We start from the raw sequence: 25231 nt of genomic DNA, 5'->3' as shown, positions 1-25231 counted from the left end.
CTTTGTAAAAAACATTTATGCAGCCCAAACATCCCAAAGAATCGCGTACTATCATGACAGATATGGTACTACCAAGTGAAACGAATCCGTTAAATAACCTTTTCGGGGGAGAATTACTTGCCCGAATGGATAGGGCTGCCAGCATTGCCGCGAGACGCCACAGTCGTTGTATAACAGTTACCGCTTCTGTTAACCATGTTGCCTTCAACCAATCCGTTCCTCTAGGAAGCGTACTCACGGTAGACGCAGCCGTTTCAAGAGCGTTTCGAACTTCAATGGAAGTCTATATTGATGTTTGGATGGAAGATCGCAACAACGGCACTAGAAGCAAGGCCAATGAAGCCATTTACACTTTTGTAGCCGTAGACGAAAAGGGCAAGCCAACGGAAGTGCCTCCACTGGAACCGGAAACCGATTTGGAAAAAGAACGATATGACGCCGCCCTGCGTAGAAAGCAACTAAGTTTGGTATTGGCGGGTAAAATGAAGCCAAACGAAGCAACAGAACTAAAAGCTTTGTTTATGGGCAATCAAGGATAAGTAGGTAACATCGGTTTTTAGCTTTTCGTTTGACGTTTTATCTTGTGTTAACGCCATATTCACAGCTGATATACCCATTCTTCCGGGTTCAGCTTAGAAGTGTCTTCATAGAGGTAAAATTTTAGGCGTGTCTGACCATTGAACCGATTGGTATAAATGGTTCCCAACTCTGTTTTCGTGGAGACTTTGTCCCCTTTTTTTACAAAAAGTTCAGAAAGATTATAATAGGTACTTATATAGTTTCCATGTTTTATTGAAACACCTTTATTTCCGCCGGGCACTGCTAGAATTGCAATTACCTCACCTTTAAAAATAGACCTTGCCTTAGCTCCTTGATCCGTGGTTATAATAACACCGTTACTCTCGTGTTTGATTCCAGGATAGACCGCATCACTATAAACACCAAACCCCTGGCTCTTGATTCCTTTTTCAACGGGCCATATAAGTTTTCCTTTATTGGCGGAAAAACTATTGGCCACTAACATTGCTTCCGGTGTCAACACGAATTTACTTGCGCTAAGCGCTTTCTTTCCCGTATTTTTATTTGCCGACACAATCGCATCTCGAATCAGCTTATCAATTTGTCGCTCTATTTCCTTTGACTCCTTCGTTTTCTTCTTAATAGCAGAAACATATTTACTTTCATTCTTTCTTATACTTCCCAATAGCGCCTTTTGATCTTTCATTTCTTTCATCATCTGAGCCTTTGCCTTTTGGTTATCGGCTATTAGCAACTCTTTCTCCTTTCGCTGAACCGTAAGCTCCCTGTTCAATTGCGTCAATTCATCAGTTTTAACAACAATCTGTTGCCCTTGCTCCCTGCGATGATCCGCGTATTGCTTCATATATTGTAATCTCTTAAAGGCCTGAAGGAAGTTTTCAGAAGAAAGTAAGAACATCAAACGGCTCTGCTTTGAACTATTTTGATACGACTTCCGTATCATCAAGCTGTACTCGTTCTTAAGCTCCTTTAGATCTCCCCGAAGTTTGGAAATACTTGATATATTGCCATTAATTTGCTTATTCAACAAGGCTGATTGTTGATTGGTAACATTAATCAGCTGTTGCCTGACGCTCATTTTCTTATCTAGAGCCTCCATCTGATCCAGAACTGTTCCTTTCTCCTTTTTTTCCGCAAATAGTAACCGGTTGATTTCGGTTATTTCCTTCTGAAGCTGCTCCCTTTTGATTTCAAGTGTTCTTTGCTCCTCAGTCTGTGCTTGCAAATCAGCACACATCAAGAAAAAGGCGACCACGCTGACAAAGGCAATATGTAGCTTCCTATAAATCATCTTTCTTTAACACTATCGCTTTAAAACCTTTCGGTATTTTATACGGAAAAGTCAAAGACTGATTAAATTCGATGTTCCGATATTCGATATCGATGATATTTCGCTTCTCTCCTTCTATTGCGGCAATTGCCACCGATTGAGGTAATATCCATCGGCTAATTTTCTGATAATCGGTATAGTTGATTTGCAAAAGCCTCTTTTTTAAAGGCTGTGAAAGTTGCTGGGAAACCACTTTAAAATTTTTCGGCTCAATTTGAAACATTGTTTTGAACAACACCATCGGATCTTTTGGCTTTAGCTGATAGTTGCCACCAGAAACCGAAGCGTCATACTTAGCCTTTCTTAAATCGAATAAGGCATCACCTAATAAAAGGTTCTGTACGTTGTTAAAATCCAGTTCTGTACCCAAAAGATTATTTAGATATGAAAAATCACCGTCAAAGTATTCATTTTGCAGTTTATTGTAAAAACTAACCCGTTCTGGAGTAATATAAGCTTTGACAATACCCAAAGGTGCGCTCATCCAAATAGCTTTGTCCTTTTCCAACCTAAAACTCACCGATACCCCTTGGGAAGATTCCCCATCGGAATAATCGATTTTCATCTTTCCGCTCAAAGTTTTAAAACTTACCTGGTTTTGGTAGTGTGTTCGAATAATTGCCTTGGCCGACAACTTATCATCCAAAGTGCCATCTCGAACAACTTTAGTCGATTTACAGGAAATTACAAGCATTGCAAAAACGACAAATCGCATGTATTTTAACATGCCTCGAAATAGTTTAACCATACTTTAAAATCCGGGTTTTATCTTACGAAGATACATATTTGCCTTGGAAGTGTTATTGAGAGAGGAATAAGCATCTGACAATGCCGCATAAATTTTATTGGAAAGCGGAACATCATCCAACAAATAATCAAGTGCCGCCTCCAACACCTCGACAGCTTCATTGTGCTTGCCCATTTTATTAAGGGCATACCCTTGGGCAAAATAAAAATAGGGTTGTGAAGGATAGCTCTCCAAGGCTTCCAATGATACGGTCTCAAGCAATGAAAAGCTATCAATGACCATAAGGTCATCTACTCGTTTTTTATAGCGTTCCAACGGATCTGTGCTACTGCCATTAGTGGCGGACACTACTTTTCTATTTTCATTGTTCTCCCGCTTCTTTTCGAGCGAATCGCTAATTTTTGCGGTAAGGTCTTCGGTAAAAGCGGTACTCTTCAAGAGCTTCAATAAGGCCAATGAACTTTCATACTTCTTTTGTTTGAAATAAATCAAGGCTAAATTCTCTTTCAGTTTATTATTGTCAAAAGGAATGTTCGATTTTATATTTTCAACAGCGCCACCCTGCTTATCAAGAATTTGAACCAGTGTGTTGAGATACCATAGATTGGCCGGTTCGTTAACCAGGGCCTCAACACCATATTCTTGTGCCATCATAAATTGTTTGTCTTCCAAATAAGCCTTGGCCAATTCATGATCTACCACACTGTTGTCGGCATCGAGCTCTTTGCATTGTAGTAAAAGGGTAATTGCCTTGTCGTAGTTTTCAATACCTTTTTGTTTAAGGGCATCAAAAAAATTCTCTTGAAATGCATCGGAATATTCCTCTAGGGAAACCTCGGCACTCTCCTCGATTTCCATTTCTTGTTCTTGTGCATACCCTATTCCAGGGATTAGAAACAATCCCAATAAAAAAGTAAGGTAAAGAAACACACTCCTCATTGCAGCATTTTAGTGTTTATGTCGAGAGTAAACATTTATCCGACCCCGGTACTCCCAAATCCTCCCTGGCCTCTCGAAGTCTCCGACAATTCTTGAACTATCTCCCAAACGGCACGTTCGTGTTTGGCGATAACGAGTTGGGCAATACGCTCCCCATTTTCAACGATGAAAGGCTCCTTAGATAAATTCACCAGAATAACACCGATTTCCCCTCTATAGTCTGCATCGATCGTTCCTGGAGCATTGAGCACCGTAATGCCCTTTTTGGCTGCAAGACCACTTCTTGGTCGCACCTGAGCCTCAAAACCTACAGGAAGTTCTATAAACAGCCCTGTTTTGACAATGGCCCGCTCTAAAGGTTGTAACGTAATTGATTCCGAAATATTGGCTCGAAGATCCATGCCGGCAGAGGCCATTGTCTCGTATTGCGGCAAATCATGTGCCGAATTGTTGATGATGTTTATTTGCATACTTAATTAGGTTTTAATGCAGTATTACTATGACAACTGTATTGATGATTTTGAAAACATGAATTTAAATTAAAAAAGCATAATCCCTTATCATTTAACGTTTGGTCTTATTCAGATATTGGTTCTTTCTTCGGATTGCCTTATTAGTTTCGAACTTTTTTTCCTCCCAAAAATATGCTTTTCAACATGGTACTTTCCATTTTATAAACCAACCCTAAATACAATAAAAGCAATATTATCCCTAAGACAAGGCTTCTGTTGAATACATAAAACGACAGAACGGAGCATAAAATAGAAACGGAAAGGTAAAAAATGATTTTTCTGAAATTATATGGTATAGGATAACGCGACCTTCCCAAATAGTAAGAAAGCACCATCATAGTACCATAGGCCATCACCGTAGCAATGGCAGAAGCCATATAACCAATACTGGGAATAAAGGCATAATTAATAAAAATAGTTACAACTGCCCCGATTACCGAAATTAACGCCCCGTATCGAGTTTTATCAGTCACCTTGTACCAAACAGAGAGGTTGTGATAGATTCCCAAGAAGAAACTTGCCAAAAGTATAAGGGGTACTACAGACATGGCATCCCAATAGGCAGGGTTTTTGACGAACAAAACTTTCAATACATCGGCAAAGACTACCACACCTAATAAAATAACGCTTCCTAAGATTACAAAGTAATTCGTAATCTGAGCATAGGCCTTTTGCGGGTTTTCAGTGCCCGCGTGGCTAAAAAAGAAAGGTTCTATTCCCATACGAAAAGCGGTAGAGAACAAGGTCATAAACAACGCCAATTTAACACAGGCATTATACATTCCAACCTGTTTGTCAGCAATATCTTCGGGCAATAAAGCCTCGAGCATTACCCTATCGAATACCTCATTTATCGTGAAAGCCACACCTGCTGCCAATACCGGAAGCGCATATTTCATCATTTGTTTCCACAAATCAATATTAAAATTATAGGTACTGCTTGTGTAGGGCTTCAACATTAGTAAGAGCGTTACCCCACTAGCAACGAGGTTGGCAATTATAATATAACTGATTTGATAATTCGGTTCATACATCCAAGCAAAAATGCTATTGGGATTCTCGGTAACAATGCGTGGTAGTATCAGTAGGAAAAATATATTTAAACCGAAATTAATAACCACATTCAAAACTTTGATAATGGCATACCTCACCGGGCGTTCGTTGGCTCTTAACCACGCAAAGGGAATGATTACCAAAGCATCTAAGGAAAGTATAAAAATGACGTATTTTATGTACTTCGGACTAATATTCAGTAAGGAAGCCATGCCGTCTTGAAACACCAAAGCCAAAACCATAAACAAAAGCGTAGAAACTAAAATGGAAATCAAAGAGGTAGAAATCACCGTTTCCTTGTTATTTGACTTACTATAAAACCGGAAAAAGGCGGTTTCCATTCCATAAGCCAAAACCACATTGAACATTGCAAAATATGCGAATATTACGGCCAGCTCTCCATAGATGTTCGGGGGCATTGCATCGGTATGCACCCTGACCAGCAAAAAAGAAATCATTCGCGGAAGCACCGTGGCCAGACCATAGATGGCCGTTTGCTTAAAGAGTTTTTTGAGCGGATTCAATAGGGCACCGATTTATGTTCAAAAGTACCTATTTATGGGCTTGAAACAAAGTTTGTTTATTTGTTTGAAATAATGATGCCATATATTGGTTTATGAGGTTGCATGATTTTCGGTTCACTTCCCCTAATGGCATTTTAAATATTTTATCAACCCCGAACTTTGGGCGTTATCAAAAGGTTGTCCAAAAAAATCTTCATGTTGGCGAGGAGTATTGATCTTTATAAAACCCGAACACTAGATTAAGGGCTAAAAATGTAAGGCCGTTGGTGGCTTTGACGAAAATTTTGAAACGGTTTAAATGATGTATTTCATCCAGTTTATTCCTACGATAACCGAAAAAACACCTTTATTTCAGATAGTTATGGGAACCCGTAAGGAATTATCTTCGGTTGGTTCTAGGTTTGCTATAGAACCAAAAGACGCACTATCATGAAAAACAAATTATTCAATTCGCTTTGTACTATTCTTTTTCTTTTTTTAGTTTCAAGTTGCAATAAGGATGATGATTCCGCATCTAAAGAAACAGCCTTCGAGAACTTAAACGACAATACAACGACTGAAATTGAAACAACAATACCAAGGGTAGAGATTTCACAATCTGGAAATTCACTAAAAGTATTACTATCGGTTACAGATCAAGAAGGCAAACCTTTGGAACAATTCACTTTAGGGAACTACGAAGTCGAAATGTTGGCCAATGCCAACATTGAACAAGTTGATCAAAATAGAATTGCACTAACTGTTTTTGACCAAAGCAATAGCGCGCCCCTAGCAGCTTCTACCACATTAGACTATTCAAGCAGTATGTCGAACAGAGACATCATCGATATGGAAGAAGCCCTACGTAGCTTTATAAACCTGAAGGCCGACGCCGATCAATTGTCGGTGATAAAATTCGCGTCTAGTGTTGAAGAGGTACAGCCATTTACCGCTGATAAGACCTTACTTACCGATGCTATTGACATTAACCCTTACATTGGTTCGTCTACAGCTTTTTATAGTGCTTGTGAACTTGGTTTAGATCAGGCCAACCAACTAAGCAATGTACTTCCCCTAGTTATTGGTTTTACCGATGGAGGTGACAACGCCTCTTCTATTTCGTTACCGAATCTTATTGAGAAATCAAAGAGTTTGGCCATTCCCATCTATACTGTCGGTTTCGGAAATGCCAGACAAGATGTATTACAGTCACTGGCAGATGAAACCGGAGGGCGCTTTTATCATGCCCCTACGGGGAACGACATTGCAGAACTTTATAAGATAATCAACGGGCAACTTCGAAAGCTATATATTCTGGAATGGAGCATCGATTATCCAGCAGGTACGGAGCTCTCGGTAAAAATAACAACGAGCTATTCTGCGGCAGGAGGGAATTTTACCGATACATCGGAAAAGACCTTGGTTATACAATAGAATTTGTTACTAAGCGAACGGAAACCTTTTGCATAAACGTAACCTGACCATCTTCGTGCTCAAGTCCAAAACGTTGTGGGACAAAACCTGTAGAATTGTCAAAAACAGCTATGACTTTCAGAAGAATATCACCAATTTAAGAAGCTCTAAAGGAAACTATTAACAAAGAACTTCAAACATCAAATTGGGAAAAGCCCTCTATTGCGTATTTAAATTCTAATATTAAAACCCTTTAACTTGCTGTCAAAATCTACATCAATGCGCTAAAAAACCTTTCCCATATTTAATCGGAAAAACAGTGAAATAAACAAGCTTTCGAATGAATTTCTCCCTTATGTTTGATGGATAAATACTTTCCAATGCCCTTATTCTATTGATCTAGCCGGTTGGGATAGTACTGGCCCACTTTAGCATTCTTTAGCTTAGTTTAACCAAGGAGTTCGCTCAAATATCATTGCAGATTTTATTTTATCTGAAAATTACAGCTTTAAAAAAGTAATCACCCACAAAACCATATGGATTGGAAATAATGAAAAAGCCTCACATTGCTGTGAGGCTTTAAATTCTATATTCGTAAACGATAAGTTGCGTTTAGACTGGGTTCAGCCAAAGGTGCCATTTAATTATTTAATGCCTCTGCACCACCAACAATTTCAAGAATCTCATTGGTAATCGCGGCCTGTCGCGCCTTATTATATGTTAGTTTTAACTGATCTCTCAATTCTGTAGCATTATCGGTCGCCTTGTGCATAGCCGTCATTCTTGCACCATGCTCACTGGCAAATGAATCTCGTATTCCCTTATACAATTGTGTTTTAAGCGACTTCGGTATCAATTCTTCGACGATTTCAATCTTGGTTGGTTCAAAGATATAATCACCATTTCCGCTTGCGTCATCTTCGACGGGAACGATTGGCAAGAATTGCTCTGTCATTACAATTTGAGTCGCCGCGTTTTTAAACTTATTATAAACGATGTCTATTCTGTCATAAGCGCCAGAGGTAAACTTGTTCATTAAATCTTCTGCGATTGCAGCGACATTATCAAAGTTTAAATCATCATAAACGGCACTGTGATTGGCTATAATCGTGTGTTTCTTTCCAAGAATATCATTAGCCTTCTTTCCAATGGCCATAAAATCAACTTGCTTGTCGGCATAGGTCTCATTAGCCAAAACTATACTCTGCTTTATGATATTGCTATTAAAAGCACCACATAAACCTCTATTTGAGGTGATGGCTACCACCAAGACCTTTGAAACGCTTCTATTGTCTGAGAACTTACTACCCGAATCATCATCTAAACTAGCACTCAGGCTCTGCAATAATTCGGTCAGCTTATCTGCATACGGCCGCATTGCTGTGATAGCATCTTGTGCTTTTTTCAACTTTGCAGCGGATACCATTTTCATGGCACTGGTAATCTGCATGGTCGAAGATACCGATGCTATTCTGTTACGTATTTCTTTTAAATTGGCCATTCTTTATAGTATTTAGAAATGAGCTCAAAGCATAAAATAAATCAAACCTAGCTTTTTACCCAATACTGATGCTCAATACTTTATGCTATCCTCACTTAAACTAATTTCTGTACTTCCCTGAAAGATCTTTAGCTACTGCCGTTAAAGTATCGATAACTTCATCCGTCAATTTTCCAGATTTTAAGGTGTCTAAGACATCTCTATGCTTCGCATTCAAAAATTCGATATAATCCCTTTCGAATTCTTTTACCTTTTCTACAGGTACATCACGCAACAGGTTTTTAGAACCCGCGTATATAATAGCAACCTGATCTTCAACAGTAAACGGATCGTTTTGTGCCTGCTTCAATATCTCTACGTTACGACGACCTTTTTCAATAACATTCAAGGTAGCTGCATCCAAATCAGAACCAAACTTTGCAAATGCTTCCAGTTCACGGAACTGCGCTTGATCCAACTTCAAGGTACCTGCCACTTTTTTCATTGACTTGATCTGGGCATTACCCCCAACCCTAGATACCGAAATACCAACGTTAATCGCCGGACGCACACCTTGGTTAAACAAATCTTGCTCTAAGAATATTTGTCCGTCGGTAATAGAAATCACATTGGTTGGAATATACGCCGAAACGTCACCTGCCTGTGTTTCAATAATGGGAAGCGCCGTTAAAGAACCTCCACCTTTTACCATGGGCTTCAATACATCGGGCAAATCATTCATATTCTTAGCAATATTGTCATCATGTATGACTTTTGCCGCTCGCTCCAATAATCTGGAATGAAGATAGAATACATCACCTGGATAAGCCTCACGCCCTGGTGGTCTTCTCAAAAGAAGAGATACTTCACGATAAGCAACCGCTTGTTTCGACAAATCATCATAAATAATCAAAGCGGGCCTGCCCGTATCTCGGAAATATTCTCCAATAGAAGCCCCCGCAAAAGGTGCATATACCTGCATTGGTGCAGGATCGGATGCATTTGCAGCAACAATGGTCGTATAGGCCAATGCCCCTTTATCTTCTAAGGTTTGGGCGATACCGGCAACCGTAGATGCCTTTTGGCCAATAGCCACATATATACAGTATACAGGTTCTCCTGCATCGTAAAATTCTTTTTGGTTCAAGATGGTATCGATACAAACCGTAGTTTTTCCGGTTTGACGGTCACCAATAACCAACTCTCTTTGACCTCTACCCACGGGAATCATGGCATCGATAGCTTTGATACCTGTTTGAAGTGGTTCGGTCACAGGCTCACGGAAAATAACCCCGGGCGCTTTGCGCTCCAAAGGCATTTCGTAAGTTTCTCCAGCAATAGGGCCCTTACCATCTATCGGAGCTCCCAATGTATTTACAACACGACCTACGATTCCTTCACCAACATTAATGGAGGCAATTCGTTGTGTTCGTTTTACGGTTGCGCCTTCTCCAATTTCTTTGGAATGACCCAACAAAACCACACCAACATTATCCTCCTCAAGGTTAAGAACGATACCTTCAAGTCCGCCTTCAAACTCGACCAATTCACCATATTGGGCATTCGCCAATCCGTAAACCCTAGCGATACCATCACCTACCTGTAAAACGGTACCCACCTCATCTAATGTTGCGGTGGTTTTAAATCCTGATAATTGTTCCTTTAAAATTGCTGATACTTCAGCCGCTTTTACTCCTGCCATTTGTTCTAGACGTTAGACTTTAGACGTAAGACGATAGACATCTTTAATCTCAGTTGTTATTTATAGACTGTTTGTAAATTCTCTCTTTAAATCACCCAATTGATTGGCAACACTGGCGTCGTATTGTAAATCACCTACACGAAGTACGAACCCACCAATAATACTTTCATCAATGACATTTTCCAAGGTTACCTCATTGCCCGTTATTTGAGCAACTTGTTTTAAAACTTTCTTTTCCAATGCCGGGGTCAAAGGAATCGCTGTGGTAACAAAGGCCACATCTTTTCCTTTTAATTGCTCACTTAATATGCAATACTTGAGCGCAACTTCGTTCAGCATATTAATACGCTTGTTGTCGACCAATAGGTTGATCAAGCCATTTGTAATGTTATGGCCTCCCTTAAAAATAGCCGTCAAGGATTTCTTTTTGACCTCACTTTTTACGACAGGACTCGCCAACATGGACCTTAGCTCTTTGCTATCGGAAATTGTAGCCATCACCGACCGCATATCACTCTCGACAGCATCGGTGGCCTTATTTTCTTTGGCAAGGTCTAAAATAGCCTTGGCATATCGTGTAGCTGCTCTAGAATCGTTCATCAGAGATTAGTTCAATTTAATATCGCCCAACAAATCATCAACCAGCTTTAACTGCTTGTCTTTATTTGACAATTGTTCTTTGATTACCTTTTCTGCAATTTCTATTGAAAGCTCCGCAACTTGATTCTTGATGTCGGCGACAGCAGCTTTCTTCTCACTCTCAATAGCTGACTGAGCCTGCTTGATCATTTTATCGCCTTCGGTTTTCGCTTGCTCCTTAGAATCAGCGATCATCTTATTCTTTATTTCACGTGCCTCTTTAAGCATCGCCTCTCGCTCTGCTCGTGCCTCTTTCAACAATCTTTCACTGTCGGCAGTAACGTTCTGCATTTCTTTTTTAGCCTCTTCTGCTGAGGCCAAGGCCTTCTTTATGCCCTCTTCACGGTCATTCACCGCATTGAGTATCGGTTTCCACGCAAATTTACGTAGTAAGAAAAGTAAAAGTACAAACAGTACTATTTGCCAAATGAAAAGTCCGAATGAAAAGTCGTTTACTAGTTTGTCCATATCAATGCCCGCTCTGACGGGTATCTTTAAAGGTTATTTCAATGTTCAATAAGATAATAATAAGCAGTTGCAACCAACCGTTACAACTGCTCATTTTGTTTTGGCTTATCCAGCAAAAATTGCGGCAAAACCAATTCCTTCAATAAGCGCCGCTGCAATCAACATCGCTGTTTGAATTTTACCATAGGCTTCGGGCTGACGAGCAATAGCCTCCATAGCTTTACCACCGATCATACCAATACCGATACCTGCACCGATAACGGCCAAACCTGCACCTATTACACTTGGAATTTCCATAAAATATATATTAAAAATTAAACATTCAAACTATACTATTGCCTTCTATATTTAAGCTCAGCAATAGGTTACTATTTTATAAATGTGCTAATTCGGGCTCATCGTCATGATCATGCTCCTCGGAAGCAAAACCAAAATACAAAGCGGCCAACATGGTAAAGATGTAAGCTTGCAACAAAGCTACCAACAACTCAATCATTGAAATGGCAAAAGACAGACCAAACGATAATGGACCTCCCACCCAACTCTTGAAAATAAATATTAGGCCAATCAAGCTCATCAATACAACGTGCCCAGCAGTCATGTTCGCGTACAAACGAATCAATAGCGCAAAGGGCTTTATAAACATTCCTAAAATTTCTATCGGAACAAGAATAATGTAAATAATCAGTTTACCGAACCATGGCATACCATCACCCAAGGGATCAAAAATATGTTTCCAGTAATCTTTGGTTCCGGTAAAATTTGTTATCAAAAATACAATTACCGCCAAAGCCGTAGTTACCGCAATATTGCCCGTTACATTAACACCAAGCGGAGTCAAACCGAACATATTCAAAAACCAAATAAAGAAAAATACTGTCAACAGAAAGGGCATATACCGCTTATATTTTTTCTCACCGATATTGGCAATTGCTATATCGTCACGAATATAGAGCACGATAGGCTCAAAGAACCGACCCGCACCTTTAGGAATAGCACCGTTCTTAGCGTAACTTTTTGCCAGACTACTGAACAACCAAATCAACAGTAGCCCGGTAACCAGCATCATAACCACACTCTTAGTTATAGAGAAATCTAACGGTCGTACATTGGTAGGATGATGCTCTTCATCATAAGTAATCGTTCCGTTTGCATCGGTCTTATATATTTTACTATGATACAACTTATAGTGACTACCATCAACCTCAGCCACAGTCTCACCATGGTGAAATTCAGAGGAAGAGAACACCTTTAAACCGTCGTCCCATAAAATAACAGGCAAAGGAAAACCATAATGGTGTACTTTCCCGCTTTCATCGGTACTTGAAAAGAGGTTGAAATCATGGGAATCTTGAAGGTGATGTTGTATGTATTCCTTGATTTCGGCTTTCGTGTCTTTGGCCGGCTCGGAATCATTCTCTTTGGCGAAAGTATTGCTGCCAAAAAAAAGTGCGGCAGTCAGAATTAATTTAAAAAGGAAGGTTATTCGCATGTCGCTCTAAAATATCGGTCTCTAAAAATCGGTGCAAATGTACGGTATTCTCTTAAAAAGAAAAAAGCATTTTAGAGGTTTATTTTTAAGGCCTTAAGGAATCCCGAATTATTCCATTTTTTGAAGCATCTTAGCCGTAAAAATGGTTTCTACGACGAGACCGATAAGATAGGGAATAAAAAACGCCGTGAATTCGCTGGTATCAATTTCGCCGTCTGCCTTATAGTCAGGGTAAAAAAGAATGAAAAAGAATAAGAATTTCAAAAAACTGCCTGCCATGAATATAAATCCAATTTGGGTTTTTAGTCGGTTTCGAAGGCTATAAAGACCAATATAAATTGTCGCAGCTAGGAGAAAATTAATACTATAAGACAGTACAATCTTATCACCGTACTTTTCAAGGCCCAAGTTTTCGAGAATGACAACATGTATCGCAAAAACAAGCAGCAGTAGTGCGACTATAACAAGAAGAAAGAAAAGAATCGGATTTACTTTGGTCATCAATATTTAATTCGTTTCAACTGTCGCAAAACTAACCAAATAGAAATTGCCACACCCAAAAGTGTGGCAATAGCTGTAAAAATACGTTTTTCGTTGTGGTAATGGTCATCTAGCCAAATGCCTCCTTTGGCCGCCAAAAATATAATGGCACCCATTTCAAAGGCAATACCAGAAAGTATTGCTACGTTCTTTACATTATTGTTCTTACGAGGCTTTTGCTGGCTCATTCTTAGTACTGGAGCTCATAGAAGTTTTGAATCCACTTGAAGAGGCCATGCCAGAACCTACACTACTAGCCCCACCCTTACCTTTCATAGCACATGAGGCATTAAAAGTAGCCCCAGGTTCAACGGCCAATTTGGTCACAGTTACCGTGCCCTCGATTACTGCCGATGATTTAAGGGAAAGCAAATCGGACACCAAAAGCTCACCGTTAAAACTTCCTTCTATATCGGCATTGACACATTCTACTTTACCTTTGATATAACCGTCTTTTCCAATAACGACCTTTCCGGATGTTTTTAAATTACCGTCTAATTTTCCGTCAATCCTAAAATCAGCTTCGGAAACTATTTCTCCTTTGATCTTAGTATTCTTTTCGATTCTGTTGGGTTGTCCTCCTATTTCGCTCATAGTTCTTGGTTTTTTGTTATCTGAAAACATTTTTCATGGTTTTGGGGTTAAAATTTGATTTTTATATTCTTGTAGGTTTTTATGTACTTGAATAGTTTTATAATTGGACGATAAAATTACAAAATTCTCATTGTCAACTCTATAATCCTTGTTAATTTTTAACAACTCAGCGTAGCCCAAGGCAAAATCCTTAGATTTGAATCCGTGCACTACCACAAATTCATCTTCCAAATTGTAAATATCCTTTGACACTACATTTTTATACCTTAACTCTTCGATTGACTCTTCCAGCACCTTCATAAGGCGCGAAGCGACCTCGTCATTATACCGTTTAAAAGGAAATACAACTTTCCAATTACCTGCGCCTTTTGAATCGGTTTCTTGAGAAAATTCTTTGGGCTCCAATTTTGGCAATTGTTCTGCCACCATCTGTTCGGCCTTTTTACCTTCAGGGTTGTTCGGATAGGTCAAAGCCACATAATTCAACGCCTCCTTGAAGGGCTCGTAACCTTGCAACCTGCCGATGGCATTAGCCTTTAGCATTTCAAATTTGGGTACGATCGGATCTCCCGTATATTTACTTATGTTCTCCTCGGATTCAGTGATAACCGTTAAAAAATCTTGATTACTATATTTTTTATATAGTTCGGCGTAACGCGCATTAGGACTATCGGAATTATCGGCCAAAACGGCTTGGGGGTTCAATAAAATTTCAGCATATCGCGAATCAGGATGGTTTTGAATAATATTCGCTTTCATACCAGCCATCAGCGGGCTTCCTTCTTCCTCATATATTTTGTACAAGTTATATTTGGAGGGAAGTATTAGACGCTCTTCCGGGTTGGCCGCAAGCACTTCTTCCAACTTTCCGGCCGCCAACATGTTTTCCTTAAATTTTTCCTTGTAAATCAACCCTAGCTGATAATTGCCAAAATTCCGTTCGGAATGTAAGCTATCGATTATCGAGACATCACTGGGAATTCTATCCATATAAAAATCGAGCGAATATTTCTCATCGCCTACGGGCTCACTGGTCGCGTCAGCTGCAACGGCCACAGCGCCTTCCGAAATATCAGCAGGCAAAGATTTACTTTTTGTACTCCAACGCCAATCGTCTTCCAACTGACGATTTCCCCATCTACCAACAAAATCAGTTTTGCCGTAACCCAGTGCCGTAATATTATAAAAGTAAAATTTACCCTTATTTTCTTTTCCTCCCTTGGTTTCCCCAAAAGCCGCAAAACCTGCAGATTGCCGCTCTTCGTCTTTCTTCTTCGCAGCTTCGTCTACTCGTTTAACTTCTGCAATATGATTTTCAAAATAAGCCACTCGTTCATCGGGGTTCATTTTGTATAATGTAATCACACTGTCGGCATAATGCACTACATCTTCATAATGGATAACATCTTCGAGATTATCAAGTTTCCTTTTTACATCACGGAATTTTTTTGTGTTTTCCGGTAAATTACCAAGTACACTGTCATAATAAGCACCTGCAGCCCTATAACTGTTTTGATCGAAATTATATTCAGCCAAATTTTCGTAATTCAACGCATTTAGCTTCGGTTCGTTCTGGGTTGCCCGTAACGACCTGTTGAAATACAACAATGCGAGACTATCAGATTCTTGTTCTAAATGATATTCTGCCAATTGTCTATAAATCGTATGCAAAAAGGGGCGGTTTTCCCTATTCTCTTCAAGATTTGTCAAATATGCCAACAGTTCTTCACTGTTTTCATCTGTAATTTCAGTATTACGTATTTTTTCGACTTCGGCATTGATCATATACACCCTAGGCGATTTTCTGTTCAAGTCTATGACTCTATCGAAAGCGTAATTGGCACTGTCTTTATGACCCAATTGGTTGTACAATTGTCCAATGATATAGTAATACCTTCCTTTCTCCGGATTCTTTTTAGTATAGTACGAAGCAATCTTCAATTGTTGCACCGCCGTATCGATGACCTTTAAGTTGATATAGGCCTGTGCCATCATAGCCCTAGCATCAGCGTAATCTTGATCATTCAGTTTTTCGAACTTCATTAGGCGCTTTAGGTTTCTGATGGCCAATTCTTCATTCTCCAACCTAATATGCACCTTTTCACGCCAAATATGGGCTTCGTTCAGTTTGTCGCTATAAGTATATTTATTGATAATGTAATTAAATGCCTCAAGTGCCGGCATGTAACGCTGATCGAAATAGCGTGCTTTACCCAACAACAGAAAAGATTCATCGGTCTGCGGATTGCGCTCTTCATCTTTGATATCCATACTATGCTTTTGTATGGCTTTTGTCGCCTTTTCTTCTGCGATAATGAAATTCGGATTATTATCTTCTGAATCGAGCTTGATATCTTCAGTTACCTCAAGACGTTCAACTGGCAGCACTTCCCAATAATCGTCTTTATAATTTGTGTTCAACGATTCCCGACCTTCTTCAAAAGCGATGTTGCCATTGTACAATACGTTGTACTTGGTATTTAGCGCATGCCAATTACGATTTAAAAATGCATCTTTTTTGGTAGAACAAGCGTTTAAAACGATGCCCCCAAGAATCGAAAAAATGATAAGTTTATAATTAGCCTTCAAGATGGTATATATGCGTACTTAAACTTAACTGAAAAAGAACGGGATTATTATGTAGTTGGTCGATAAAATTAAAAACGTCACGAGCTTAGATCTGTTGGTGATTTACAAACCGATTGGTCTCATGACTTTGAGTGTAACACCTAAAACTCAAAAATTAAGGATTTTATCGCCAATTTTCAGTCTTTTATCGCCTCCTTGTGATAATTGAGGTCAGTCATTCCATTAGAAAACCGACTAAAAAGTTGGAACCACTGTTTTACCATAATACCAAAAAGATTACCAGGCCGTTTGTCTTTTGGCGCTCGAAAGGCCTCTATTGTATTTCCCTTTGTATACAATAGGTGATAATCCTACGTATTTTTTGAAAAGCTTACGAAAAGCTTTTTGATCGGTATAACCGACCTGATACATGACCTCATTCACATTTTGTTGTGTCGATTCAAGACTTTTCTTCGCAGCTTCCACTTTTACACGTTGTATATACTCAAGCGGCGTATTTTGAGTAGCCCTTTTAAAACGCCGAACAAAGTTTCTTCGGCTGATGGAATATCTATACGCCAACTTTTCTACGGATATCTTTTCGGAAACTTTGCTTTCGATATAGCTCTGCGCTTCTTTTATGACTTCATCATCATGGTTTTTCTGTCCCTGAAAAATGGCAAACTGGTTTTGGTCGACCCGATCAATCTCTATCTCAAACAATTTTGAAAGATAGATGGCAGTATCCCTTCCACAATATTTCTCGACAAGATGCAACATCAAATTGAGAAAAGAATAGGCCCCGCCGCTAGTGTAAATTCCACCTTCATCGGTCACCACTTTATGTGATACCAAATTTACTTGAGGATACAGCTGTCTAAATAGATCCATACCCGCCCAATGCGTTGCACATTGCTTTCCATCTACCAGACCGGTTTCCGCCAAAACAAATGCACCTAAACACATACTGCCCACCTCTGCCTTATGCCAGTTTCTTTGCTTTCTTATCCAAGGGATAGCCGCGGCATTTTCTTGAATGCATTCCAACAAGGTATCGGGTTTTACGGCAGGAATAAGAATCAGATCCGTTTTTTCAATGGTATCGATAGTGGCATTGCAATGAATGCTAAAGGCGCCATCGTATAATATCATATCCTTTTCCAATCCGACCAGATGAATATCAAAAAAGTCGGTTTTGCGCTGACCGGTCTGTTTCAAAAATTGATTAGCCGCGGAGAAAACCTTAAAAGGACCCACCACATTGCTAAGGATGGCATTTCTTCTCGGCACAAGAATGCTTACGTGTTTCATGTGTTTAAGTCCTTATTATTTATGAGTTTGTTTAAACTTTTAGTCCGAACAACTGCTAGTGGTTCTCTTGAGTGGTCGTTGTTCTTTCCATCATTAGGGATGATTTACTCAAAAATACATTTCTTTTTTGGCACAATCAACCCCCCTAAGTGACTGATTTACCCATATGTGAATTGTGGCGTATGCTGTAGCTTTGAGATAGGGATAAAAGGCCATTGATGGAGCTGGAGCTATTTATAGACATCAGGAATACATTTTGCGAGACCGACCCAGAGGTTACCGAGGGTAAAATGATGAGTTCTCCAGCCATACATTATAAAAACAAGGTTTTTGCCTTTTTCTCCCGAAGGAACACCATGGTTTTTAAATTAGGGAAAAATTATCCCTTGCAAGAATTAGATGTACCACTCCACGAATTCAACCCTTTTAAAAAGAGGGGTCCATTGCTAGGCTGGTACGAAGTAAAATATACCGATCATCATAAATGGATGGCTCTTACCTCAAAGGCCTTAGAGCTCATAAAATTCGAACAAAAAATCTAATGTTGCTTTATTTTTCTATTCCAGACGCCATTTTGAACGCTGATGAAAATCTTATTGCATGGGCACATAAGGCACTGCCACGCTAAACCAAATGAACTATGATCACCTCAGCCTATACCTCCTTTTTTAAAGAACTTTCGAATCATAACAATAAAGAATGGTTTTACGCCAACAAAAAGTGGTACGAGCAGGATGTAAAGAAGCCCTTTTTAAATCTTCTTAACGGATTGATACCTCAATTAATGGAATGGGATGACCGCATTCTATCGGATCCCAAAAAAGCGGTATTCAGAATTAATAAAGACATTCGATTTTCAAAAGATAAGTCTCCCTATCATTTAATTATGAAAGCTGGATTTTCGCCACAAGGAAAAAAATCGATCTACCCAGGCTACTATCTGGGAATCGACTCCGATAAGGTACATGTAGGAGGAGGGCTGTTTATGCTCCAACCTCAGCACCTTAAAATCGTTAGGGAAAAAATTGCAAAAGACACCGATGCCTTTCTAAAAATTATCTCATCCAAAGATTTTAAAACGGCATTCTCAGCGCTAAAGGGAGAAAAATCAAAACGGTTGGACAAAGGCTTGCTAGATTCCGCCGAAAAAACGGCATTGATGTATAACAAACAGTTCTATGCCATGGCTGAGTTTCCATTACAAGACCATTATTCCTCAGATAACCTTTCGCAATTTATTTTAGGTTATTTTGAAAAAATTAGACCGTTAAACAGTTATCTGAATACCGCTTTGATCACATAGAATTAGTATTAACCTGACCCTGAGATACCTTTAGGGCAAAAACAAACAATTATGACAACACAAGAAGTCGCAAACACTTTAGTAGCCTATTGCAAACAGGGGAAATTTAGCGAGGCCATCAACGAACTTTATTCGAATGACATCGTTAGTATTGAACCGGACGGGGCACCGACCAAAGAAGTAAGGGGGTTAGAATCCGTTTTACAAAAGACCGAACAATTCAACAATATGGTAGAAGAAATGCACGGAATGGAAATCTCCGGACCTTTGGTTGCCGATAAATTTTTCACATGCTCCATGAAAATGGACATCACCTTTAAAGGAGCACCTCGAAGTACTATGGAAGAAATCTGTCTATACCAAGTAGAAAACGGAAAAATCGTAAGGGAAGAATTTTTCTTCACTCCTATGAATCAAGGAGGATAATCGTTAAGATGGTGTTTAAAAAGTCTTATATCTCAGGTGTTTATGAGACGAGAAGCAATAATTTATCCTTTTTTAATAATCAAGTAGCAGATTTCTTCACCCCGCTCGCAATGACATTTGTTTTGATTTTTTAAACACCCTATTGCTATCCCGCAAAGAAACTTTCCAACTCACGAAGTGTTTCAGTCGAAGTTTGAATATCTTTTACAATTTCGCCCTTATTCAAAACAACAATGCGCTCGCAAACCTCGGTAACATGAATAAGGTCATGACTTGAAACCAAAACGGTAACCTCTTGTTGTGCGGCCAAGTCTTTAATAATTGCTTTCAACCGAATTTGAGTTGAAGGGTCAAGATTGGCAAAAGGTTCATCTAAAATAATAACTTCAGGATTGCCGATAAATGAAGCCACGATACCTGCTTTTTTCTGGTTTCCTTTCGAAAGGTCGCGCAAATACTTCTTTTGCCCCAATATTTCATCGTGAAAGAAATCTTGGAAATTGGCCAATAAGGCGTCAACATCTGCTTTATTTTGACCTCGCAGTTCCCCGATAAAATAAAAATATTCTTCAGGAGTGAGATATCCTATGAGAAATGTTTCATCAATAAATGAAGAGGTAAAAGGTTTCCATTCTTCACTAATATCTATTTGAATACCATTATTGGTAATATGCCCTGTGGATGGTCGAATCAAGTCTAGCAAAAGGCTGAAAAAAGTTGTCTTTCCTGCACCATTATTGCCCACAAGACCAAAACTTTGACCTTTGGTTATTTCTAAATCACTTATATTCAGAACAACCTGATTACCATACTTTTTTGTGATATTTTGTACTGAAATCATATTAGCGTATCTCTTTTGATTGTATTTATGCTCCTGAACCTTACAAGTCTTTCATTGTACTTTTTTATCGATCAGGTCTCTTTTTCCTTAAAACCGGCTATCATTCCGTATTTTTTCTTTCGATATACATTGGTAATCTTATCTAATAAAGGTTTTCGTAAGACAAAACCTGCAATACCCAAAATAGATAGCACAATCATGGCCGCTTCAAATGAAACAAGAAATGTCAATACCGAATAAATAAGCATCGGTGCTCCAAAAAGGGGTATGCCTACTAAAAGCTGTGCGGCACCAGTACCCTGCATATTGCCAAGGGCACTTCTTGTTAAATCTATCCGTTTTTTGTTCATCGAGCCGAAAAATAGAATTATAGGAATATTCACACCCAAATTATACAGCGCAGAACTAAAGTTTATGGCCAATGCTTCCCATCCAAAATAAACATACGGCACCGAAAGCAAGAACATTCCCACTACACTGACCGATATAAGCCCAGCCTTAGACTCTAAGTACTTACGTAACGGAATGTTCTGAGACATCATCATGGAATAATATGCGCTGTCCCAAGCAGGAATGAACTGACCGAAATTCATCAAAAATATGCCCGTCATAAAAATACCTACAAAAACCAACATTGGTGATTGCGGGCCAAAATCTTCCATAGTATAGAAAATCAACCCATAAAGCACCATGGCCAAGGAGAGAAAAACCTGCATTTTTGTGCGTTTGTTGCGCCATATCAGCTTGAGGTCTAGTTGTAAAAATGGCGCTATACTGCCAAAACGTTTTGTCCATATCATGTTTGTGGACACCGCTTCTTTGGTTTTCTTTTTGAGAGAGACATCTAGAAAGATCCGGTTTCTCAAAAAACGATAATTGACACAATACCCAATAACCGCAAATAAAAAAGGAAACATTGCTAGCGCAGGATTCTCATAAAGGGTATAAAACACCTCACCTGCATATTGTGAAATGGGTAGCCAATCAAAATATTCAAAGACACGCAGCATACCCATAATTATAATAAGCCCAAAAAGCGCTTTGTCACTCTTATTGATGATAAAGTTGACAAAATTGACCATCAAGACAAGGCTCAAGATGGACAAAAACCAAAAGAGGACCAAAAGGACTGGATACCCGTTGGCCATTAAAACAAAACCAAAAGGTATAAAAACAAAAAGGGCAAGTACGTTATAAAAAGAAAATATAGACCTGCCTAAAACATAATGGGTAATCGTACTTTTTTTAATAGGCAATAACAGCAAAGGTTTAACATCTAAAATCGGTAATTTTTGCATAAAATAGCGCACGAAAAACTCAAACAATAACCAATATATCAATACTTGGCTCAACTTCACCATGGGGTCTACACCAGGGTCAATCTTTTCAAGAAGAAAATACAATCCGGCACCCAAGCCTATCAAAGTAACAAGCATATAGATACCAAAAAAAATCATTAGCAGTTTTAGTGCAAGGCCCTTACCCAAGGAGGAGGACCTAAAAAACGACTTCCATTGCAGCCTTAAAAAGTGTTTGAACATAATACGCTGAGTTCTCTGGTAAATTAGTGTACTAAATCTGTTTTTTGTTACAGCTTAAGAAACTATTTTATACTCCCGATAGGTTGTGGCAAGGAGTTCTTCGGCTTTTTTGGGGATAACAAATATGGTTACATAAAATAAAAGCGATAGACAAACGATCAAGGAGGCAAATATCAAGATGACATAACTGGCATCGACGGGTATTGTGGTCCTGAAATATTGAACGTTGAGAATAATCGGAAACAGGTTGAATACCCCAACATACTGGCCATAGGAGTAGATTTGATCCTTTAGCATCCACTTTTTTCCGTTCTTTACACATTCAAGATCATTATCTTTCCACTTTTTTAGGGACACAAAAAATACTACTGCCACGATAGCCATGAACAAACCCAAGATAACATCATATCGATAGGTAAGGGGCACGGCAAAAAGCAAGAGTGATAGTCCTAAAATCAATCCCGCCACCATCAAAATTTGAGGGGGTTTAAAGTATGTACCATAAAATCGCATGACAATCTTAGAATACCGCCATTCCATGGCACGCTGTCGTTTCCGTACAACTTTTTCAAAACCACCGATTCCGAATTTTCTAAATTCTCCGAGTAGTGCGTCATTAAAGGTTAGCTCAGGCGTTATCTCCCATTGTGCCTCGATTCCGTTTGCCAAATGATCCACTAATTCGGTCTGTAAATCGTAATGTTCTACAAAATGCATTCGAGTAAACTTATAGAGTTCTTGTATTTGACTGTGGGTCAACGTCATTTAGGCAAATATTTTTTTTATTTCCTTACGTTTCGAAAAAAAGAGTGTTAAGAAGGCTGCATTACTACAAAGAAAAAGACAGGTAATTAACATTATCAGCAGGGGCCATCGTTCGATGAACACAGTTTCGGAATACGAAAAATTATAAAAAAGATTCAAGGCATTTCCGCTCAAAAACACAGGCCAAGCTAACATTTCTAAACTAGAAAAACGGTAGTTCCGCTTGGGAAACGTACCCAAAAAGTAAATCAAGGCAGTAACAATAAAACATCCCCATACCACAAAAACATAAGGGAAATTAGTACTTAGAACCTGATTCCAAAAAAAAAGGATAGTCCAAAGCGTAATAAACAATATAACAAAAGGATAGGTTATCATTTTTCTGCCCAAAATGCCAAACGATTTTGCCTGAAGATCTTTCCTGAGATTCTCATAATCCTTTTCCAATTGTTTTTTATGAAACACCATATAGTGCTTGAAGGCATCATAAAAAGAACGGTTGTTTTTCAGCATATCATTTTCCACAGCAGTGGCTATATGATCCAGTAGTTCTATGCGCACATCGATAAATTGAATGTCCGTATTTTTAAGATATGTGTCTATAAACCGAATATTTTCTTTGGTGAGGCTCATGCAAATCTGTTTTTCAATCGGCGAAATCTTTTAAACTCTATCAAGTACAATCTGAACTCAGCGACCATCAGGGGAAATAGAACAGCAAATAGGAGGGTAATATATAATGGAGAAAGTCCTTTGTCAGAACCTATCCAAAAGGCCTTGGGAAAGTAAACAAGGACATTCATAAGACTCATTGTCAATATTGGAAATGACATAAGGCTGTTTAGGTATAATGTTTTAAATGTCTTTGAAAAACTCAAAACCCCTATTATTACAGGAGCTGACGCCAGACAAACTAGAAGAATATAGACCGTTTTGAAATAAAATTCCCTACGCTCAACTTCCTCGTTTAACAGCCATACCAACGAGGCCATTACGCCGCCGTAAAGCAACAGGGTAAGGGGCTCTTTAAAAAATACAACTAGCTCTTTCTTCAATTTGGCGAAGATTCCTTTTTGGAGCTCTTTCTGCTTATGTGCAATCAACTTTAGATATCCGGAGTTATCTGCATAAATGGACTCGGTAATGATATAATGTGTATTTTCCTTGTTCAATTTTTTCGACGTGGGTTTATTTCCAAAACTGAGGTGTACCACTTTAAGCGCTTCGTCAAAAGAACGCCCATTTTCCACTTCCTTTTCAATGGCACTGGCAACATGATCCAGTAACTCCATACGCACATCCCAATACTTAACCTTGTTTTTTTTAAGATAATCATCTATGAGCTGTATTTGATCTTTGGTCAGTTGAAACATATTTCTAGGTTATTACATAAAAACTTTTCTGAAATACCACTAATAAATTACTTACTGTGTTTCAGGGCTATTTGCTGGATTTCTCCGCCCCAAGTTTGCCCCAATATCATGGCTTGTTGCGATAGGGCCATTTGTTTCGAAGACACCTTCTTTCCCAAATCAGTTTTATAAAAGGCTACCAATTCTTTGATTTCATCAGGCGTAAATTCATTCATGTACAAATCCGCCATTTTAGCATAAAGCCCGTCCAATGTTTTGTTCGCCTCTTCAGTATATGCCACGCGGTTCAATTCAGGTACCGTAGCCCCGATTTGCCCAATGGCGTTTTCAAAAGCGGCTCCTGTACCCGTGAGTTTTAAGAACTCGATGGTCTGTTTTTTGAATGCTGCGTCTTCTTGAGCCGTAATGCTGCCAAATACAACTAGAAATATGCTAATGGTCACTATTCGTTTCATGTCTAAAGTGTTACTCAATATTTACTCGTAATCAATTATATACCATATAATCTTTTATAAACCTATACTCTTCCCATATGCCCATTCGCCTTTTTAGAAAAACCAATATAGCCGCATAATTTACCAAAGTTCCTATCAAGATGTAGGGAACCATAAAATAATAATTATTGAGAAGCTCTTTTGGCAACCACCCAGCAATTCCCCATAAAAAAAAGTGTGGCAAGGCAAATAGATTTACCAAATAGTTAAGCGCTAGAAATTTATTGGTCCAGTTGCTTTTGAAACCCAGGGAAGCCATATAATAAAGTTGTACCAAGACACAAGCCAAAAGAGGTGATAGTAAAATATAGCGCATGGTCCCCCGTGAAAATTGCTGGCCCGATAGCACATAAAATATAGCACCTACCAGTACAACACAAAGCCAGGTTTTAGGTTTTTTCAGTACGGTAAAGAACATTTTGCCTACCATTTTCTGGAGCCGCCGTGGAATTGATTTTTGCTTTTTCCGGGCAATTTCCTTGCACCAAGCCATTCGCTCTGACAAAAAGCTATCCAAGTGCTGATAAATTTCCATAGCCTCGTATTCTGAAACTAAATGATCAATCAATTCATATCTCACATCAATATATTTGATGTTATTGAGCTTCAAACATTCATCAATATTTAGTATGTCTCGTTTTACTAGCTTCATAATT

General features: G+C 38.9%; 28 protein-coding genes. 5 read left to right on the top strand and 23 right to left on the bottom strand.

The annotated features are described in order from the left end of the window. Positions 1-17 precede the first annotated feature (17 nt). Positions 18-539: an acyl-CoA thioesterase gene (locus tag AACZ88_RS13235; RefSeq protein WP_339711102.1), complete on the top strand. Its 522-nt coding sequence runs from the start codon at positions 18-20 to the stop codon at positions 537-539. 59 nt (positions 540-598) lie between these two features. Here the strand turns inward: AACZ88_RS13235 and AACZ88_RS13230 are convergent, their stop codons facing one another. The 5 genes from AACZ88_RS13230 to AACZ88_RS13210 form a co-directional block, all read right to left on the bottom strand. After that, positions 599-1831 carry a peptidoglycan DD-metalloendopeptidase family protein gene (locus AACZ88_RS13230; RefSeq protein WP_339711100.1) on the bottom strand — a complete coding sequence of 411 codons (1233 nt, stop codon included), beginning with the start codon at positions 1829-1831 and terminating at the stop codon, positions 599-601. Continuing rightward, on the bottom strand, positions 1821-2618 hold the full coding sequence (locus AACZ88_RS13225; protein ID WP_339711098.1) for a DUF4292 domain-containing protein: 798 nt from the start codon (positions 2616-2618) through the stop codon (positions 1821-1823). The genes AACZ88_RS13230 and AACZ88_RS13225 overlap by 11 nt, the downstream gene beginning before the upstream one ends. 3 nt (positions 2619-2621) lie before the next feature. After that, a complete protein-coding gene (locus AACZ88_RS13220) occupies positions 2622-3557 on the bottom strand; it encodes a hypothetical protein (RefSeq protein ID WP_339711096.1) in 936 nt (311 codons plus the stop codon). A 35-nt stretch (positions 3558-3592) separates the two neighbouring features. Continuing rightward, on the bottom strand, positions 3593-4027 hold the full coding sequence (dut, locus tag AACZ88_RS13215) for a dUTP diphosphatase (protein WP_339711095.1): 435 nt from the start codon (positions 4025-4027) through the stop codon (positions 3593-3595). A gap of 143 nt (positions 4028-4170) precedes the next feature. Then, positions 4171-5646, bottom strand: a complete 1476-nt coding sequence (locus AACZ88_RS13210) for a polysaccharide biosynthesis C-terminal domain-containing protein (protein ID WP_339711093.1) — start codon at positions 5644-5646, stop codon at positions 4171-4173. Between the two features lie 429 nt (positions 5647-6075). Between AACZ88_RS13210 and AACZ88_RS13205 the strand changes: the two genes are divergently transcribed. Further along, the gene (locus AACZ88_RS13205) at positions 6076-7059 is read left to right on the top strand and encodes a VWA domain-containing protein (protein ID WP_339711091.1); all 984 of its coding nucleotides are present in this window, start codon (positions 6076-6078) and stop codon (positions 7057-7059) included. A 619-nt stretch (positions 7060-7678) separates the two neighbouring features. Here AACZ88_RS13205 and atpG read toward each other — a convergent pair. The 11 genes from atpG to AACZ88_RS13150 all read right to left on the bottom strand — a co-directional run bounded on the left by atpG (position 7679) and on the right by AACZ88_RS13150 (position 17832). Then, positions 7679-8539, bottom strand: coding sequence for an ATP synthase F1 subunit gamma (atpG, locus tag AACZ88_RS13200; protein WP_339711089.1), 861 nt, complete (start codon positions 8537-8539; stop codon positions 7679-7681). A gap of 100 nt (positions 8540-8639) precedes the next feature. Next, a complete protein-coding gene (gene atpA, locus AACZ88_RS13195) occupies positions 8640-10220 on the bottom strand; it encodes a F0F1 ATP synthase subunit alpha (protein ID WP_339711086.1) in 1581 nt (526 codons plus the stop codon). A 60-nt stretch (positions 10221-10280) separates the two neighbouring features. After that, positions 10281-10820 (bottom strand): ATP synthase F1 subunit delta, encoded by a 540-nt coding sequence (atpH, locus tag AACZ88_RS13190; protein WP_339711084.1) that lies wholly within the window; start codon positions 10818-10820, stop codon positions 10281-10283. Between the two features lie 6 nt (positions 10821-10826). After that, positions 10827-11327 carry a F0F1 ATP synthase subunit B gene (locus AACZ88_RS13185; protein WP_339711081.1) on the bottom strand — a complete coding sequence of 167 codons (501 nt, stop codon included), beginning with the start codon at positions 11325-11327 and terminating at the stop codon, positions 10827-10829. Between the two features lie 105 nt (positions 11328-11432). Further along, positions 11433-11624 carry an ATP synthase F0 subunit C gene (gene atpE / locus AACZ88_RS13180; protein WP_089889166.1) on the bottom strand — a complete coding sequence of 64 codons (192 nt, stop codon included), beginning with the start codon at positions 11622-11624 and terminating at the stop codon, positions 11433-11435. 76 nt (positions 11625-11700) lie between these two features. After that, positions 11701-12819, bottom strand: coding sequence for a F0F1 ATP synthase subunit A (gene atpB / locus AACZ88_RS13175; protein ID WP_339711073.1), 1119 nt, complete (start codon positions 12817-12819; stop codon positions 11701-11703). A 108-nt stretch (positions 12820-12927) separates the two neighbouring features. Next, positions 12928-13320 (bottom strand): DUF6168 family protein, encoded by a 393-nt coding sequence (locus AACZ88_RS13170; protein ID WP_339711071.1) that lies wholly within the window; start codon positions 13318-13320, stop codon positions 12928-12930. Continuing rightward, the gene (locus AACZ88_RS13165) at positions 13320-13547 is read right to left on the bottom strand and encodes an AtpZ/AtpI family protein (RefSeq protein ID WP_339711069.1); all 228 of its coding nucleotides are present in this window, start codon (positions 13545-13547) and stop codon (positions 13320-13322) included. Before AACZ88_RS13165 ends, AACZ88_RS13170 begins: the two co-directional genes overlap by 1 nt. Next, complete coding sequence (locus tag AACZ88_RS13160) at positions 13525-13983, bottom strand: polymer-forming cytoskeletal protein (RefSeq protein ID WP_339711067.1); 459 nt, start codon at positions 13981-13983, stop codon at positions 13525-13527. The genes AACZ88_RS13165 and AACZ88_RS13160 overlap by 23 nt, the downstream gene beginning before the upstream one ends. A gap of 3 nt (positions 13984-13986) precedes the next feature. After that, positions 13987-16542, bottom strand: a complete 2556-nt coding sequence (locus AACZ88_RS13155) for a hypothetical protein (RefSeq protein ID WP_339711065.1) — start codon at positions 16540-16542, stop codon at positions 13987-13989. A gap of 276 nt (positions 16543-16818) precedes the next feature. After that, the gene (locus AACZ88_RS13150) at positions 16819-17832 is read right to left on the bottom strand and encodes a helix-turn-helix domain-containing protein (protein WP_339711063.1); all 1014 of its coding nucleotides are present in this window, start codon (positions 17830-17832) and stop codon (positions 16819-16821) included. 218 nt (positions 17833-18050) lie between these two features. Between AACZ88_RS13150 and AACZ88_RS13145 the strand changes: the two genes are divergently transcribed. From AACZ88_RS13145 to AACZ88_RS13135, 3 genes are all read left to right on the top strand, one after another. Then, positions 18051-18374: a hypothetical protein gene (locus tag AACZ88_RS13145; RefSeq protein ID WP_339711062.1), complete on the top strand. Its 324-nt coding sequence runs from the start codon at positions 18051-18053 to the stop codon at positions 18372-18374. A 98-nt stretch (positions 18375-18472) separates the two neighbouring features. Then, the gene (locus AACZ88_RS13140) at positions 18473-19135 is read left to right on the top strand and encodes a DUF2461 domain-containing protein (RefSeq protein WP_339711060.1); all 663 of its coding nucleotides are present in this window, start codon (positions 18473-18475) and stop codon (positions 19133-19135) included. Between the two features lie 51 nt (positions 19136-19186). Then, a complete protein-coding gene (locus AACZ88_RS13135) occupies positions 19187-19561 on the top strand; it encodes a SnoaL-like domain-containing protein (RefSeq protein ID WP_339711058.1) in 375 nt (124 codons plus the stop codon). 145 nt (positions 19562-19706) lie between these two features. Here the strand turns inward: AACZ88_RS13135 and AACZ88_RS13130 are convergent, their stop codons facing one another. From AACZ88_RS13130 to AACZ88_RS13100, 7 genes are all read right to left on the bottom strand, one after another. Then, positions 19707-20402 (bottom strand): ABC transporter ATP-binding protein, encoded by a 696-nt coding sequence (locus tag AACZ88_RS13130; protein WP_339711056.1) that lies wholly within the window; start codon positions 20400-20402, stop codon positions 19707-19709. Positions 20403-20473: 71 nt separating this feature from the next. After that, complete coding sequence (locus tag AACZ88_RS13125; RefSeq protein ID WP_339711053.1) at positions 20474-21943, bottom strand: DUF5687 family protein; 1470 nt, start codon at positions 21941-21943, stop codon at positions 20474-20476. Between the two features lie 54 nt (positions 21944-21997). Then, positions 21998-22708: a hypothetical protein gene (locus AACZ88_RS13120; RefSeq protein ID WP_339711050.1), complete on the bottom strand. Its 711-nt coding sequence runs from the start codon at positions 22706-22708 to the stop codon at positions 21998-22000. Continuing rightward, entirely contained in the window at positions 22709-23341 is a 633-nt protein-coding gene (locus AACZ88_RS13115; RefSeq protein WP_339711047.1) for a hypothetical protein, read from the bottom strand. Further along, on the bottom strand, positions 23338-24081 hold the full coding sequence (locus AACZ88_RS13110; protein WP_339711044.1) for a hypothetical protein: 744 nt from the start codon (positions 24079-24081) through the stop codon (positions 23338-23340). The genes AACZ88_RS13115 and AACZ88_RS13110 overlap by 4 nt, the downstream gene beginning before the upstream one ends. Before the next feature lie 47 nt (positions 24082-24128). Continuing rightward, positions 24129-24536 carry a DUF2059 domain-containing protein gene (locus tag AACZ88_RS13105; protein WP_339711041.1) on the bottom strand — a complete coding sequence of 136 codons (408 nt, stop codon included), beginning with the start codon at positions 24534-24536 and terminating at the stop codon, positions 24129-24131. Between the two features lie 31 nt (positions 24537-24567). Beyond that, positions 24568-25227, bottom strand: coding sequence for a hypothetical protein (locus AACZ88_RS13100; RefSeq protein ID WP_339711038.1), 660 nt, complete (start codon positions 25225-25227; stop codon positions 24568-24570). Between the last annotated feature and the right edge of the window lie 4 nt (positions 25228-25231).

It is taken from the genome of uncultured Kriegella sp. (assembly GCF_963975415.1).
Classification (GTDB): Bacteria; Bacteroidota; Bacteroidia; order Flavobacteriales; family Flavobacteriaceae; genus Kriegella.
The sequence above is the reverse complement of the archived record's forward strand: the minus strand, read 5'-3'. Positions and strand labels throughout refer to the sequence as shown.